The organism is Bacillus sp. JJ664 (assembly GCF_036962205.1).
Taxonomy (GTDB): Bacteria; Bacillota; Bacilli; order Bacillales; family Bacillaceae_G; genus Gottfriedia.
On the sequence record NZ_JBALMS010000056.1, the window covers coordinates 1,969 to 19,971 of the forward strand.

7 protein-coding genes are annotated in these 18,003 nt (G+C 34.6%); 1 reads left to right on the forward strand and 6 read right to left on the reverse strand.

Going from position 1 to position 18,003, the window contains the following annotated elements; genetic code table 11:
* The first annotated feature begins 251 nt into the window (after positions 1-251).
* Positions 252-1,934: a M4 family metallopeptidase gene (locus V7056_RS10530; RefSeq protein WP_499701717.1), complete on the forward strand. Its 1,683-nt coding sequence runs from the start codon at positions 252-254 to the stop codon at positions 1,932-1,934.
* A 162-nt stretch (positions 1,935-2,096) separates the two neighbouring features.
* On the opposite strand, the gene poxB is transcribed toward V7056_RS10530, so the two are convergent.
* The 6 genes from poxB to V7056_RS10560 all read right to left on the reverse strand — a co-directional run bounded on the left by poxB (position 2,097) and on the right by V7056_RS10560 (position 17,485).
* Entirely contained in the window at positions 2,097-3,833 is a 1,737-nt protein-coding gene (poxB, locus tag V7056_RS10535) for a ubiquinone-dependent pyruvate dehydrogenase (protein ID WP_499701719.1), read from the reverse strand.
* 229 nt (positions 3,834-4,062) lie between these two features.
* On the reverse strand, positions 4,063-8,226 hold the full coding sequence (locus V7056_RS10540; RefSeq protein ID WP_499701721.1) for a S8 family serine peptidase: 4,164 nt from the start codon (positions 8,224-8,226) through the stop codon (positions 4,063-4,065).
* Between the two features lie 148 nt (positions 8,227-8,374).
* Complete coding sequence (locus V7056_RS10545) at positions 8,375-9,652, reverse strand: helix-turn-helix domain-containing protein (protein ID WP_499701723.1); 1,278 nt, start codon at positions 9,650-9,652, stop codon at positions 8,375-8,377.
* Positions 9,653-9,894: 242 nt separating this feature from the next.
* A complete protein-coding gene (locus tag V7056_RS10550; RefSeq protein WP_088000043.1) occupies positions 9,895-10,149 on the reverse strand; it encodes a spore coat protein in 255 nt (84 codons plus the stop codon).
* A 12-nt stretch (positions 10,150-10,161) separates the two neighbouring features.
* Positions 10,162-10,350 (reverse strand): hypothetical protein, encoded by a 189-nt coding sequence (locus V7056_RS10555; protein ID WP_088000042.1) that lies wholly within the window; start codon positions 10,348-10,350, stop codon positions 10,162-10,164.
* Positions 10,351-10,768: 418 nt separating this feature from the next.
* Positions 10,769-17,485 (reverse strand): immunoglobulin-like domain-containing protein, encoded by a 6,717-nt coding sequence (locus V7056_RS10560; protein WP_499701725.1) that lies wholly within the window; start codon positions 17,483-17,485, stop codon positions 10,769-10,771.
* Positions 17,486-18,003 lie beyond the last annotated feature (518 nt).

The window sequence follows — 18,003 nt, forward strand, 5'->3', positions numbered from 1 at the left end:
CTATTATACTCACTGATATATCACTTGTGTATTCCCCCCACTTAAAACAGAACTAATAGCTCTTGCATTCCAAATTAACCTTTTTGACTTCGTGACTATTTAAGGAATGAAACAATTTTCACACGTAAAATGTATCTGTTTTACGACATACTTTTACAATATTCCTAATATTAAAAATTGTTTGAACAATGTAAATTATGATGTTACGATGGTGTCCTGAGTCAAAAATGTTAACCATAGGAGGAATTTTAGTGAACAAAAAAACATTGGCAATTGGATTATCTTTTGGATTAGCGGTTAGTTCATTATCAGTTTCATCTGCATTTGCAGAACCAAAAAATGTCTTATCAGATTATAAGTACAATGAGAAAGTTGGATCTCCTGAATTCGTATCAGGTAATTTAACAAAGCCATCTTCAAAAAGTGCTGAGTCGATTGTTTATGACTATGTAAACGCCAACAAAGACAAATTTAAATTAGGCTCTAAAAGTTCTTCTGAATCATTCACTGTGAAATCAAAAGCAAAAGACAATCTTGGTTATACTTCAGTTAAGTTACAACAAGTGTATAATGGTGTACCTGTATGGGGATCTACTCAAGCAGCAGTTGTTAACGAAGATGGTGTCTTAACTACATTTTCTGGAACGGTTTTACCTGATCTTGACTCAAAAAAGGGACTGAAATCAGAAAAGAAAGTAAACGAGAATAAGTCAATCTCAATTGCAGAAGAAGATCTTGGTTTTATTCCTGAGTATGAAAAATTACCGACAGCTGATTTAGTTGTATATGGAAATGGCGATGATGCTACATACGCTTACCTTGTAAATTTAAATTTCCTATCTCCAAAACCTGGTAATTATAACTATTTTATAGAAGCATCAACAGGTAAAATTTTAAATAAATACAATGATCTTGATGAAGCACATGGTAATCAAGATCAAAAAACGGTTACCGCTGCTGCTAAACCAGGTGGTGGGACATTAACTGGAACAAATACAACTGGAACTGGTTATGGCGTACTTGGAGATTCGAAAACGTTAAACATGTTACTTTCTGGATCTTATTATTATTTACAAGATAATACGAGAGGAAATGGCGTTTTCACATATGATGCTGCTAATCGAACTCGTCTGTCTGGTTCTTTATGGTCAAGTGTTGACACACTTTTAAATGCTTCATATGATAGTGCCGCTGTTGACGCTCATTACTATGCGGGTAAAACTTATGATTATTATAAAAATGTTTTCGGACGTAATTCTTATGATGGTAATGGTGGCGCATTAAAATCTAGCGTTCACTATGGTAGCAGATACAATAACGCATTTTGGAATGGTACGCAAATGGTTTACGGTGATGGAGATGGCTCTACATTTATCCCATTATCTGGTTCAGTTGACGTAGTAGCACATGAGTTAACACATGCTGTTACAGATACAAGCTCAGATTTAATTTATCAAAATGAATCTGGCGCATTAAATGAAGCAATTTCAGATATTTTTGGTACATTAGTTGAGTTTTATGCGAACAGTAATCCTGATTATGAAATCGGTGAAGATATCTACACTCCTTCTATTGCAAATGATGCTTTACGTTCTATGAGTGATCCTACAAAATATGGTGACCCTGATCATTACTCTAAACGATATACTGGAACTAGTGATAATGGTGGCGTTCATACAAATAGCGGAATCATCAATAAACAAGCTTACCTATTAGCAAAAGGTGGCACTCATTACGGTGTAACTGTAGCGGGAATTGGAAATGATAAATTAGCTGCAATTTACTATCGTGCAAATACTGTCTACTTAACTGCATCTTCAACTTTCAGCCAAGCACGTGCAGCAGTAGTTCAAGCAGCATCAGATTTATATGGTGCAACTTCTGCTGAAGTTAGCTCAGTTAAAAATTCATTCAGTGCAGTAGGCATTAATTAAAATTATTTAATGTAAAATCCAAAAGACTGCATACTTCCCCTTCTTAATAACTAGAAGTCGGTTTCCTTACTGTAAAGGAAATCGGCTTTTTTTTATCCGAACTGTATCAAGATTCTTAAAAAGACTATCTACTTTAGTATAGATAGTCTAATAAAATTACTATTATAAATGAAAGCGATCTAATAAATTCGTTTTCGCAAGATCTATGACATCATCTGCATGACCGTTTAAAACAGCTTTAAGCGTCCATAATGTAAAACCATGTGCTTGCTCTAAGGTTACTTTTGGCGGCATAGCTAATTCTTGACGATTTACAACTACATCTACCAAAAATGGTCCATTATGATCAAAGGCACGTTGTAATGCAGATTGTAATTCAGCCGGATCCTCAACACGAATGCCTTCAATTCCCATTGCTTGAGCAACATTTGCAAAATTAGGATTTGATAGACTAGTTCCAGTCTCTAAATATCCAGCTGCCTTCATTTCAAGTTCTACAAAACTAAGAGCACTGTTATTAAAAACGATTACTTTTACAGGCAAGTTATGCTGATGTAATGTTAATAAGTCGCCCATTAGCATGGACAATCCACCATCTCCACATAAAGCAATCACTTGATTTGACGACTTTGCAATCTGAGCACCAATAGCTTGAGGTAGTGCATTTGCCATTGTCCCATGATTAAACGAACCAAGTAATCTTCTTTTACCATTCATACGTAGATATCTTGCAGACCAAAGCGTAGGTGTACCAACATCACATGTAAAGATAGCATCTTCACTTGCTAGGTCGCTAGTTACCTTTGTTAAATATTGTGGATGTATGGGCATACGTCCTGGTTTACCAATTGCAAAACTATCTAAATCTTTTCGAACATTTTCATATGCAGCTACATACTTATTTAAATGGTCTGAATCACGATCTCCTTTTAATAGAGGTAACAATGATTGTATTGTCTCAGACACATCACCGCATAAACCATAGGTAACCATTGCTCTTCTTCCTAGATGCTCTGCTCTTATATCTACTTGTAAAATGATTGCATCTTTTGGATAAAACTGTCTGTATGGAAAATCTGTTCCAAGCATTAACAATATATCAGCATCCATAATGGCATGATATCCAGAAGAATAACCAATTAGTCCAGTTAATCCAGCATTATATGGATTGTCATATTCAAGATGCTCTTTCCCTCTAAGTGCAATTACCATTGGAGATTTTAACTTTTCACAAAGCTGCATTAAAAGTGAATGCGCACCCTCACATCCTGCTCCGCAAAGCAGTGTAATTTTTTTATCTTCATTTAAATAGTCTGCTAGTCGTTCTAACTCTAGTTTAGAAGGCCTAATGACAGGTGTCGTAACATGAATCACTTGTTCCGGGATTGATTCCTTATCTTCTAGTGCTGCAATATCACCTGGCAAAACAAGTACTGACACCCCTTTACGAGATATGGCATGTTGCATTGCAATCGTAGCCAAACGAGGCATATGCTCTGGCCTAGTGACTGTCTCACAATAATGACTACATTCTTTAAATAATTGCTCGGGATTTGTTTGTTGAAAATACTCCCCACCTATTTCAACGCTAGGTATTTGTGCTGCAATTGCAAGAACTGGTATACGACTACGATGGCAATCATACAGTCCATTAATTAAATGAAGATTTCCAGGTCCACTACTTCCTGCACATACAGCAATACTTCCGCTTAGTAAAGCATCTGATCCTGCCGCAAAAGCAGCAACTTCCTCATGTCTAACTGAAATCCACTCTATTTTTTTAGATTTTCGAATGGAATCCAAAACTGCATTGAGTGAATCACCTACAATGCCATAAATTCTTTTAACACCTGCTTGTAGTAGGGATTCGATTAATAAATCAGCAATTGTCTTCCTCATATAATTCTCCTTATCCATTTGAATGTTGACCGATTTCCTATTAAATTGAATCAGGTCAAATCGAGAGATAACTTTTCACTAAACTTATGTTTTACGATTGACCAGACAGGTATACTATAAATTTCAATTTCTGGCTCAATTTGGAAACTTGTTCAAAACATCTTTGAACAAAAGATATTTGAAAACAAAAAAGAACAACTACCGATTTTAGTAGTTGTTCTTTTGTTATTTATTGAATACCAAGTGAATTTTTCACTGTTTCTAATGTCTGTAATTTATATTTTTTCCTAGGTGTAGGTGCATTGTTTATTGTAGGATTTTGCATTAAATAATTCTTTTCTACGAATGCCATGTCTTTTGTATCAACTACACCATCAAAGTTAATATCTGCCGCTCGTTTATTCGTTCCCCAATAAGTTTGTAAATAGATTGCATCCACTACGTCAATAACATCATCTTTATTAACATCCCCTGCGATTGCTGTATTTAATCGATAGTAAAGATTTTGGTTCGTAACTTTTCCATCTTCATGAAATCCAATTGTAAAATCTTTGTGAACTGTAAAGTGTCCAGGGAAATCAAGTGACAACTCATATTGATCATCAGTTAATGGTAAATTTGGAATTTCGAAAACAACTGAAGAATTATTTTTCCCATTGTAAACTGTTCCATTTGAACTTGTTGCTTTTACGTTTACGCCTAATTTTGAGTAATCAATAGATCCCATTGCAGCTCCATTTGGATCTAAGAAAGCCTCGGCACCTTTACTACCACGGAATAATGACTTTGAATTTTCCATGTAGAAAATAGATGGGTTTCCACTTGGAATTACTTTTGACGTATTATTCGTATCTGTAACTGTAACACTTGTCATATATGCTGGGAATGATACTGGGAATGGCGTATATTCATTACCCATTTTGAAAGCTACATCCGCCAGTTTTAAATCTCCAGTTAAAGGCGCAACACCATCTTTTGTCGTAATCGTTACTGTCGCTTCATTTGTATTCGAACCAATACTCACTACTTTATCTTCTAATTTAACGTCAACTTTATCTGCCACACTTGGATGAACTGTTACATTCATTGCTGCAACATGTGTGTAATGAATGAATTTATAAACCACTTGTTTTACACCACTTGCTTTATTTAAATTTAACGTTGCATGAGCTGTTTCGCCCATTTTAGCGGAGCGCTTTTCAGGTTGCATAAACGCATATGTTACGTCATCACGTGTAACAAATAGATCTTTACCTTCTTTAAACGTTTTATTAGAAGCAGCATCCATAGCATAAAAGGATAGTAACATAGCCCTTGTTGGGTTTGTAGGAATCGTAGCCGTGAACGTACCATCTGGATTTACAGGTACAGTAACCGCTCTTCCACCTAATTGATCTTGATAATATACTCTTGTACTTCCTTGGTTAAAACTCATTCCAAGCTTTTGCATTTCTTCCGTTTCTTTATCATAAACAGATCCAGAAATTGTGACACTTGTTTGACCGTTCTTATATTCAACTACATCAGGACTATTTACTGTCATTTTCGGTGCGGTGTTGTCAAAATAGAAAGGTGCATCTTGTGAGAATGTTTTTCCTGCATCATTTGTTCCAATAACCTTTAGCTTATAATAACCAGGTTTTGCTAAATCTTGATTATAAGCAATTGGTTGATCATCATCACCAGTGAACTTGTAGTAATATCCATTAAATATTTTAGAAATACCATAAGTAATATTTTCATCCATTCCTAATCCATTAATTGTACCAACAAAACCTAAATCTTTTCCTGTATTACCATCTACAAGAACAACATCAAGTGTGCGCATATGAGATTTGATACTTATTATTGCATTTGTATAAATTAACTGACCACTATAAGCTGCATCAAATACTTGAGTAAATGCTTGTGGACTCATCGTAAGTGAATTAATTCCTTCTTCAACTGTTTTAATTGCAAAAGGAACTTGGAACGTTTCATCTGGATTATTTTGATTTGTATATGTTACAAAGCCTTCGTAAATACCTAATTTTGCTGATTTCGGAACTGTAATGGCAACAGTTAATTTCTTTTTCGAATTGGCAGCAACTTTAATTGATTTATCTGTAACAATCATTACCCCATTATCATCTGCATCTAACGAACCTCGACGATCTGATTGGAAAGTAACCTTTACATCATATGTTTGTGCTTGATTACTATTGTTATAGATGTTTAATGAGCGTTGATCGCTAAAATTTGTTCCAGCTGGAGCAAAAACCCCGAATGAAAGTGCGCCTGTTAAGTCTTTAATCGTTTTTAGATTTCCTTTTTTATCATAACTACCTTTTGTCTCATCCATTATTTCAATTCTTGTTTTTGAATGAATTGCTTCATATGGATCTACTTGACCTGCTCCAGTTTCAAAAACACTATAATTTCCATTTAAAGGATCTGCTGTGTTCATTAATGTTTCTTTAATTTGTGCAGGAGTTAAGTTTGGATTTGCTTGTAATAATAATGCTGCAACACCAGCTACATTTGGCGTAGCCATTGAAGTACCAGACAAATTATCATATGCATATTCATATTTACCAACTTGATCAGCCCCATGCATGTAAGATGGTACAGTTGAGAATACAGCAACACCAGGTGCAGTAACTTCAGGTTTAATATCATATGTGATTCGAGCTGGCCCACGAGAACTGAAAGAAGCTAATTTGCTACCTTCGTCTACTACTTTCCCCATTTCATCAAAAGAGAACATTGAAGCTGTATCAAGTTTTGACGTAAGTGCACTTCCTTGCTCATAAGACATTGAGAATGTTGGGACTAATCCATAGCTTGAACCTAAATATGTTGGAATAAATCCTTCACCTGGTACATTATTGACTAATATTACTGCAATTGCACCATGATTTTTAGCAAATTTTATTTTATCTACCAGTGCAATAACTCCGCGGTTTACTAATGCAATCTTACCTTTTACATCAATTGATTTATAGTCAGCATCTGTGCCGGAATTTGGAACTTGAACAATTGAATAATTACTACCTAAAAGACTCTCTTCATTGTCTCCAAAACCTTTACCTAATAGTTTCATATCTGTTTTAACATCTGCAGTTCCATGGAAAGTTCCTTTAGATGTTGCAATCTCAGTTTTCGTATCGTTGGCACCAACTGTAATCGCTAAAGCTGAAGCTCCTGGAGCACCTAATGTGTACGATCTATCTCCAGCATTTCCAGCAGCTACAACTGCTGTTACACCTGAAAGCACAGCATTATTTACTGCGATACTTTCAATATTCTCTGGGTCATTACTTGAATTTCCAAGCGATAAATTAATGACGTCCATTCCATCTGCAACCGATTTATCAATTCCACCTAAAACACTCTCAGTTGAACCAGAACCAAATTCTCCCAAAACACGATAAACATATAGGTCAGCGTCTGGTGCTACACCTGTTACTGCGTAATCTGCATTATTTTTTCCACTTCCAGCGATGATACCAGATACATGGGTACCATGCTCTGTATAAAAAGTTGACCCTGTAAGAGGATCAGTCTCTGCTAGACCAGATTTCTTCCAATCATCATATGTAGTCTCCATTGGATCTGCATCATTATCTACAAAATCCCATCCTTTTACTTCGCTTGGCGAAATGGATTTCGGGTCTACCCCTTTTTGTGCACGGTATCCTTTGTATGCGTCTGTTAAATCAGGATGATTGTAATCAATACCAGTATCAATTACACCTACCTTAATCCCTTTGCCAGTAAATCCTTCATCATGTAACTTATTAATTCCTGGGAATACTTCATTTGCTATTTTTTTTGCTTCTGTATTGCTTTCCGTTTTAGTAGGTGGTTCAACTTTAATAACCTGATTAGGCCATATTGCTTTTACAACTTTTGATTTTAATAATGACTTCACTTTATTTGCAGGAAGCTCCATAGATACTCCGTTTAGTGAGCTATTATACTTATGTTTGATTTTGAATACATTTTTATTTTCACTTAAATCTTCTTTATAAATAGATTCAAGGTCATTTTTAAATGTTTCTTGTGCTTCTCTTGCATTTTGTTCAGCTTCTGAAATAGATAGACTATTTCCATTTGTTGCTTCTTCAATTACTGCAACTTTTGCTGGTTTGTCTTTAAACTCAACAATAACTGATAAGTTATCCGTACTCTCAAAATCTACCGAATCAGGTAATTGTAAGCCTTCTTGACTAGTAGCTTTTAATTTTTGAAGAGCCTCTCGTTGTTCAACCGATAATTTTGATAGGATTTCTTCAATAGAAGCAGTTGAAGCTGCTTTTACAATTGATTGTTGCGGTTTAACTGGAATTGAGTTAAATAAAACACCAGTACTTAAAGTTAATATTGCTGTCCCTTTTATAAAACGATTCATTCTTCTCTCCCCTTCTTGCATTAATTATCTTTCTGACTTGATTATAAGGAGATTTGACAGTATTTATTTTTCTAAAAATTCTATCAATTACTGAAAAACTCTTCGTCAAACTTCGACAACTCCAACAAAAAAAGAGCTGTAATCAGCTCTACACTTGCGTAACTTCTTTATAATCACTATTTTTTTCATCGCTTAACATTTGCATATATTTTCCATCTAGCACATCTGTTAAATGTCCTTTATAATGCCAAATAGCCAAAAGACATTTTTTAAATTTCTCAAGTATTCCGGCATTTTTTACTTTTATAGCAACATCAATTAATTCATTTAATCCATTCTCGTAATCTTCTATTTCACATTTTAAGAGAGCAGTAGCATAGCAGTAATCTAAATATAATTGCTGCTGATATAGATTTGAACTATTCGCCATTTCAAAAATCTCTTTTTCATGCCTTTTTAATAGCTGACATGCACATTCAAATTTTCCCAATTTCACATATGCCTCTATGATTCTAGGTAATCCTACAGACAGATCTTCTCTATCTTTTAGCCATTCATAATATTCATCAGCATACTGTAATTCACCAAAATCAATCCTCGCAACAAATCGATTGCCAATTGCAATGTCTGAAAAATATTGATTCACCTTTTCATATTTGTCTATTACATTTAATACTTCTTTTAATGAATGACTTAATCTAGTTAAAGCAAATCCTTGATAAACGAGAGCATAGCCATAATGTTGATCAAGCTTGGCGATTTTTTCTAGACGCTTCGCGTAATGGAAAACCTTGTCCCAATCTTTTAACATATAATAAGTTGCAGTAATCCATAAAAATGTTAATTCTTGAAAATCAACTGGCATATAGCTTACATATTCTAAAACATGAACGAGTGTAGCTGGCCCTTCATCAGTTAATCTATTCACATAATACTTTCTAAAATAACTGATCGCTACTTCTTCAGATATTGAATCTGGCATATGGTGAATAATGATTTCATACAAAGGTAACGCTTCTTTTTCTTTTCCTTCCAAAAATAGCTTTTCAGCGATATGAAATAAATTTTGTAGATTTTTTGTGCGAATTGTTTTTGATTTTTCCTCTAACATAACCGTAATCATAAATTCTAGTTCTTCCTTAAAACCATTAATAGCACATTTATAAATAAAAGCTACACTTCTGCGTTTATCCAAGTATCGATTTTGATTAAAACACAGTTGAGTATATAATCCATAAAAAGTTCCTTCATCAAGACCAAATGTTTTGGTAAGAGCATCCAAATAATGTAATGATAGGGGTTTTTTATTATTAAAAACTCTACTGATATCACTAATATGAATCCCCGAATTTTTCGCTAAATCTGCTTTATTCCAATTTTTCACTTCCATTAGATTGAGAAATTCATATAAAAGAATCTGGTTCATTATGATACCTCACTATATTATGTCATCGTTAAATGTTTTTTTAATTAGGTAAACATTCCATTAAAACTGTCTAAGTCCTCTTAATTAATGAAAAGATAATCTAGATGTATTAGACGGAAATTTCACATAGTCCAATTGTCATTAAAAGATTCAATAAAAAAAGCTCAAACCAAAATATGGTTTGAACTTTTTTCCTATTTTCATTAATAAAGTACTGGAATCACAATTCTTTAAATATCTGATTATTGATTAGAAGATAACTCAGATTTAATTTGTTGAACGACTTCTGGTTGTGCAGGTTCTGCTGGTTTATAGTAGCCCTTATTTAGCGCATAATTGTATAAAGTTCTTTGACGTGCTTCATCTTGGTTTCTAAGTTGAATTAAAGTTTGTCTTAATTCTGGATTATTTGATTCGTTTATAAATCCTGCATAACCCGTTAAACTTGCATTAATTCCTGCTAAGTAATCATTGACCATATCTTTATCCTGTAACATTGTCTTTCCTCCTTACCCTAAGAACGATAGTAGTTGTTGACGTGCTTGTCTTGCAGATTGAGCATCTCTTTGTAGCATTGCTTTTAATTCAGGATCAGCACATTGCTCTGCATATGTTTCTAATTTAGTAGCAATGGTACTATGTCCTCCGATAATATGACGGAGGTTTTCAACTTCAAGTTCTGTTAATGATTGATTCATTCTTACATCTCCTTTCAAAGCATAATACTTTATTAATTTTCCTAAATGTGGAAATTCTATTCGTGAAAATTAAAATTGATTGATCATATGATTTATGAGACACAAAGCTATTAAGATGGCGATTTTGATTTCTCTCTCTTATATGAACTGTATCCTCCCTTACATCCCTAAACTAATTAATGAACTAGAAAAAATTGAAAATGAAAAAATGTCCCAAATGAAGGAATGATTCATTTGAGACATCTTATGTTTAAAAAATTTAATTAAATTGTTTTATTTTTATTGTTTTTTACAGTATTACTTTTATTTCCAGCTTTATCAATTGCATAAAAAGTCATCGTAATTGTACCTTTACTTGTTGCTTTTACTATTGAACAGCTTTTTCTTTAATTTCCATACCATTTTTAGCAATATGAAATTAGTACTGTTTATTTTTTTTATGATCTATTACTGTTGTTTTAGCTGCAGCACTTTGATTTCCTTCGCTATCTTTGGCATAAACTGATAGAACTGTACCTTCTTTCTGTTTACTTATTTTAATTCGATACGCTCCTTTGGAATCTGCTTTTCCTGTTGCGATAATCTCGTCATTTTTCTTAATAATGATCGATGCATTTGCTTCAGTTGTACCAGTTATATCATTATCATTGTTATCTACCGTGTCGATTATTGGCGCATTTGGAGCTGTACGATCTAATACAGTAGTTGATAATGTTTTTTGGTATCCTGTCATACCCTGTACTTGTATCGTTAAGACTGTTCCTGCTTTTTGAGGACTAATTTGAATTACATATTTACCTTCCGAATCTACTTTACCTGTTGCGACAATACTATCTTTATTTTTCACTGTAATTTTTGCATCTTGTTGCGCAGTACCAGAAATAGTAGTGTCGTTATCATCAATCGAATTGATTGTAGTTTCTACATAATTTCGTTTTAAAACAGACAGTGAAAATTCTTTCGTCATGCTCGCTTTACCTTTACTAATTGTTGCTGTTAATATGATTGAACGATTTCCATCCTCAAAATATGGACGAATTACTGTTCCATCTTCTTTTATAACAGAAGCATCACTAGAAGACCAAGTAATATTTGTATCGTTAGTACCTTGTGTTGGTAAATTCAAATTAGTAGTGACTGAATTTTGATCAGTATTATTTTGCTTAATCAAATTCCAAACGATTGACGACTTTGCTGCGACAACTGCCGGTTCATCATTCGTATCTTGACTTCTTACAAAGAAATAAAACATTTTTCCAATTCTTGCATCACCTAATTTTATATATGCGAATACTGGAACGTACTGATTTTGGGCAGGTCTTGTCACTTTTCCGTCATTTGAGATGACGTCTGGCATGTCCGATTCCCATCGAATTTCGACACCGTCATTTCCAAAACTTGTCGGGAACGTTAAATCCTTCGTGACCTCCATATCGCTTGTGTTTTCACCAAGTAATTTTTCAGTTGTTAACCCTTGAGATACTCGCAGTACTTTTGTTCGTTCTATGTTTTGTGTATCTTTTAGGACTGTTAAATGGAACGTTTTGTAGAATGTACCGCTGTTTCGTGTGAATTTTGCAACAAGTTCCACGTGTGCATCATCTTCGTCAAATAACGGTAGGTACACGCGACCTTGATTCGTAATATGCTTTTGATCATCAGAAGTCCATGTAATTACTGAACCATTTGATCCTCTAGTTGGCAATGATAAAGTTTCTGATACATCACCTTGCTCTTTGTTACCTTCTCGAATAACATCCCAAGTAATTGATGAAGCATCTTCAGCAACAGCTTGTGAATCATTTTGAGTTTTCGCTTTCACTGTTAGGTTGAAAGTCTTAACTGCAGTAGCACCTCCTACAGTTGCAGTTGCAGTTAGTGTGATATTCTTATCTTTATCTGCTCGATATACCTTACCAACGTTTGTGATAATGGTTGGATCACTGCTCTCCCAGCTAATTTCTGCTTGATTATTTTTATCATATAAAGGTAGCACTAAATTAGTCGTCACATTTGTTTGATCTGTGTTACCACCTTTTATCTTGTCCCAATTCAATTGTTCAGCTGCTTTTGTTGCTAAAGGTTGATCTGCACCCTCTGCTGCACCAAGACGATAGATTACCACATTGAAAACTAATGGATGGTTCCCTGCAAATGGGTGACTAGGATTCTCACCGATTGTACTTCCACCATCTATTTCAAAAAAGTTTGCACCAGGTTTTAACTCACCCGTTGTCATACTAAATGATTTCACACCAGGTTCATTGTTATATCCTGCTGGGATATTTCCGTTATGTTCGTTAAATGCATCATCATATGGACCACTTCTCCATTCTGACGTTGGATCAAATAAATTTTTATAGAAGTTGTCTTCTCCAGCTACTCTTCGATTCCAATCGACCCATTCAGCGTAGAAATTCATTCCAACCGCAGTTATCGATCCTTTTACATCATACGTTGAATCATAAGTAAAGAATGTTGCCGTACCAGTTGAATCAATAATCGCATTGTCAAATTTTACTTTTGGTATATACGAATTTTTGATGATAGGTACTTGAATCGTCGTCTCGTGACCTAAATAGTCAATCATCGTTACTGGGAATGTACTTTCGCCTTCTGGGATACTACCTGGGTCATTATAACCGACAGGATTATTAAAGGCATATACATCTCCTAATGGCAAGTCCCAGTCTGGTATTGCATTAGGGTAATAAGATGTTGCCGCTTTTCTTTGTTGATTTCCAACTAATAATATTGGTGCTAAATCTGGATTCGCTGACCATGTTTTATTGTTACCATAAGGTGTTACAAGATAACCTGCAACCCATGGATCGAAACTTTCTATATGGTAAGTCTTATTGTAATGAAGTTTTATTTCTGGATTTCTACTAGCATCCTTATATGGAACAACATCAATCGGAAGTTCAGTGTTTGTACCATTATTTTGCACTGTCACTTTATCAGCTGCAACAGTAACTTCAAACGTCATTGAACTTGCATTTCCCATATAATCGGTAGTTGTCAGTTCGATTGAGTGATCACCATTTGTTAACACAACTGGATAACGGAACGTTTGTTCAGATCTATCTAAAGTTGTTATACTTCCCATTGATTTTTTAATTCCACCATCAACAGCAACTTCTACTTTATAGCCTCTTGAATTTGCTATTTCATCTTTCGCTGTCGTATTAAGCATTAGAGAAACAGGATCTCCACTATTTTCTACGAATGCCTTCATTTTACTCGCATTCAATGAAATGCTTGGTGCCTCTGTATCTACAAATGTCTCGATACCAATAGCTGGAACCTCTGCATCATTCCATTGCTCACCTTCGGACAAGCATACATATTTCACAACATATTCTCCTGCAGGTAAATCAGTTGGAACGGTATATTGTCCTTTAATCGAATACTCACTGTATTCTCCATATGCAGGTTTTTCCGTCATCACTTGATTTAGATCAAGATCGATCGGATTTCCAACAATCGAATTATTATCGTAATAATTCTTTAGAAGGACTGCTTGAATTTTTTTCACAGTGCCTGTACGTCCAACTGCATTAAAATTTAAACTAAAATTATCGCCAGGTTTTACGTTAGCAGTCCAGTACATACTTGGAACGTTGTCTCCTAAAGTAGCTGAATACATATCAATCCAAACATGGTTACTTGTTTTATTAACGATAACGGTATGACTTTCACCATAATTTCCAACTTTATCAATTGGCGCAATGTTGATGATGTTAAGACCTTCATTTAGTCCTGGTACGTTTAATTCATATGTACCGTCAGCATTTTGTTTTACGTCTGATTTATAATTAGTAAATGGCTCGCTTCCATTCACGGCTAAAAATACACTACCGTCAACATCACCAGCTTCTCCATCATCCATTGTCCAGCGCACAGTATAACTATCTTTATTCGTCACTTCCGGATGTGTTTTTTCATCATAATCCGCTGATCTTAATAAATTTAAATTCGGTGCTGCAGTATCCTTATACATCGGAATATAAATTGTTGGTTGTGGTTTTGCATTTGGTGCATCTGCTGTTGCTGTAACCGCAAAGTAATACTGCCCATCTGGCATTGGAATTCCTTGTTTATGTGCATACCAAACCCAATCTGCTGAAAGTAAAGAGGGAAGACCACCTGAATAAGGATCACCTTTTGCAAACCATTGTTCATCTGCCATGTGTGTTACAAGATTATGTTCTTTATCAACAACATCTATTTTTATGTTACGCGCGCTTCGAAGTAAAGCAAGCGCAGGTACTGGGGAGAATTCAGGACCAAAAGCATAAAACTTGTCACCTAAAGCGATTTGAGCCGGTGTTTGTGGCTTACCGAATACCTCCTCGTATCCAAAATAAAAAGGACCTGTTTGAATTGCTAATTGTGTTCCAAATCCTGACTGAGTCCATACATCAGTTGTATCTTGAGTATCGATAACTTTTGGCTCATCCCATTTGCCATAAAAACCATTATATGGAACGTTTAAAGTTGGGTTGCTTGAATCTGTCGGTGTTAAATAAATATAGCCCTCAACAAACGTGTTTTTTACTGTAGCATCTGTTAAAGATAATGTAACACTCACTGTCTTAGTTGAATTTGCTGGGATTGTAATTTCCTTTAAATCAAATGATAATTTTGCATCATCCAAATATCGACTACGAATGTTATCTGAATTTGTATTAAGCGAGTCTTTTAAAACATCCGCCATCACATTTCCATTTAATTTGTACGTAACAGATTTATTTGAAAGATTTGAAGCAGTTAATGTAAATATAGTGTCTTTATCAATTTCTTTTAAACTAATACTGCCAGTATCAGTTGAGCCTGTGACAACAACAGGAGATTTCACAGCTAGATCCGGACGAATCATACCTGCTCCTTGTCTTCTAGGTTGGTATTCGGTCATATAATCAATTCGGTCAATCGAATTGTTCGAATTGACATAATCTCTTTTAGCTGGAATAGATGTATTCATGATTAAATTCTTTGTTAATTGTGCAAACTTTCTTGTTCCAGGTTTGTATCCTTTTTCGATCAAAGCTTGCATAACATCAGCAACTGCTCCAGCTACATAAGGAGCTGCCATAGACGTTCCATCTTCATTCTCATACGCATTATGCTTAGTTGTATCTGCTGTTCTAACTGACGAATAAATCGCATGTCCAGGAGCCATTACTTCTGGCTTTAATAATAAATCACTAGTAGTTCCCCAGGATGTGAAATCTGTTGGTTGCCCTGGGTTCGATTCAGCGAATGCTGAGCCTACAGTCTCATCATTAATTTTAAACTTAATTGACTTTTGAGTTGTAGCATCTAGCGGGCCAATAACTGGTCCCCCACCACATGTACTAAGTGGCCCTATATCAATACCACCACCGCCACCACAAGTAAGTTTATCTTCTAATGCCTTTCCATCATCATAACTAATAAATGAAAAAGGAATTGATCCAAAACCTTGAGGTTCTGGAGCTGGTTGAGTAGAACTTGAATTATAAACAATTACTCCTACGGCACCTTTTTGTTTCGCATGTGCTACTTTTTCTGCAAAACTTATTGTTCCGCGCTTAATTAATACGACCTTACCAGTCACATCTAAACCATCGTAATCTGTAGGTATTCCAATACGTTCGTTTCCACTACTGTTTTTTCCTAGAGAAACTAAAGAATACTCTTTGTTTTTATCTGCTGGCCAATTCCAGTCATCAAGACCTTCTCCAGTAATATCAAAATCAACTTCGTCTGTATGAAATTTATACGTATGTTTTGATACAATGTTATTTGCTGCTGCAACTGTAAATGAATCAGGATAAACTCCTGGGTTACCAATTTTATTTAAATCAGGAGTTTGTCCAATTTTAATTGTTTCACCCAACCCACCAGATCGATCTGCATAAGCATTAGACGCATTTCCTGCTGCTACTACGACAACATGTCCCTCGTCTGTTGCATTTCGAATCGCAATACCTAAGGGATCATTAGGGTCTCTTGTATCGAAAGAAGAAGATGAACCTAAACTCATGTTGATTACATCTGCTCCTAAGGCTGAAGCATGGTCAACCCCTTTAATAATATCTTCTGTTAATGCACCAGCTTGTTTGTCTGAGAACACTTTTTCTGCAATAATTTGAGCTTCAGGTGCAACTCCTTGAATGACAGGGCCAGATCCAGCCGCAATTCCTGCTACGTGTACACCATGTGAGCTAGTTGCATTAGTTGGATCTTCTACACGTGGGATGATATCGTCATTTTGATCAGCCCAGTTGTAACCGTCTACTACTTTCAGAGAAGTTGATCCATCTGAACGAGTAAATTTCCCTTTTTTAATTCTTGCTTTACTCATATCTTTAGGATCTGGGAACGCTTCATGAGTATAGTCAACTCCCGTATCAACAATCGCGATAACCATGCCTTCCCCTTGATAACCGATAGGTTTTCCTAGAGTAGAACCATTCCAAAGATTTTTGATTCCTGTCAAGTCATGCTGTTGATTAACCGCAGGAGTAAATGTTTGTTGTAATGTAACTGCTTTTACATCTGGCAAAGATTTAATATAGTCGATATCTTCATATTTAATATCTTTAATACTAAAACCTTTAAATACGTTTTCGAACTCATGTTTAAATTTTAAATTCTTTGATTTACTACCAGAAAGTTTGTTCTTAATTTTGTTTTTTGTCGCATCTATGTCTTCTTGGATCATATCTTTTGCATTACTTAAAGACTGTTGATTAACACCAACATTTTCTTCTGCTGTCATTTCAGATACAGTCTGGCCCTTCAGTTGAACAATAACAGAAACCATCTCTTCTGGATTATGAGCTTCTAATTTCGCAAGCTTTTCCATATCTGCTAGTTTCTTTTTCTTGTCCCTAGCAATTGCAGCCTCGATCGTTTTTTTACCTTTTTCTTTTAATCTCTTAATCTCTTCACTTGTTAAATTAGCTGAATTAGGGTTACCTTTACCATTAGTTACAAATATACCTGATTCTGGTTCTGTATTTTTTGCAATGAATGGGTTTTGTTGCGAATTTTCTTCAGCTAATACAACTGTCATGTTTGACATGACAAGACCGAAGACTGTCAAATAAGAAATTTTTTTCAAAAACCTTCTTCTAAACTTCATGTTGTCCCCCCTTGACTGAGCAATCTATTATTAGAGATCACTTGCTCAATCATTTTCATTAATAAAAATTTAAGTATTGAGAATTTTCTTAACACTTATTTCTATAAGTCTTATTCTACTTAAGCTTGTATTTGGCGTAAATTGGGGGAATATATGATAAATTATTCTGTTTAATCCAATAATAATTGTATAATTATTAGCAGAAATTGTAGTAAACTGTAGAATAAAAAAATAATTATAAAAATCTGAAGGAATTTGAATGAAATTTAAAAAGATTCATAAATAAACTTGGGGGAATTCTGCTGATGAAGATGATTTTAAAAATTAAAATATCTAGGGAAAATACTTTTAAGTTATTTCAAAATAAATTAATTCTATTTTTTTAGAGTAAAATTTTAAGAGTTTTATTTTTAAAGCTCAAATTCTATTTTCAATTGAAAATTTACAATCCCAAATATAATATATTGAGAAAATGTTATATTTAAATTTACAACAATAATTACCAATTTCATTTTTAA

Bases quoted from the DNA above. Each gene is read 5' to 3' on its own strand.
- poxB (WP_499701719.1), bottom strand. From the start codon at position 3,833: ATGAGGAAGACAATTGCTGATTTATTAATCGAATCCCTACTACAAGCA.
- V7056_RS10540 (WP_499701721.1), bottom strand. From the start codon at position 8,226: ATGAATCGTTTTATAAAAGGGACAGCAATATTAACTTTAAGTACTGGT.
- V7056_RS10545 (WP_499701723.1), bottom strand. From the start codon at position 9,652: ATGAACCAGATTCTTTTATATGAATTTCTCAATCTAATGGAAGTGAAA.
- V7056_RS10550 (WP_088000043.1), bottom strand. From the start codon at position 10,149: ATGTTACAGGATAAAGATATGGTCAATGATTACTTAGCAGGAATTAAT.
- V7056_RS10555 (WP_088000042.1), bottom strand. From the start codon at position 10,350: ATGAATCAATCATTAACAGAACTTGAAGTTGAAAACCTCCGTCATATT.
- V7056_RS10560 (WP_499701725.1), bottom strand. From the start codon at position 17,485: ATGAAGTTTAGAAGAAGGTTTTTGAAAAAAATTTCTTATTTGACAGTC.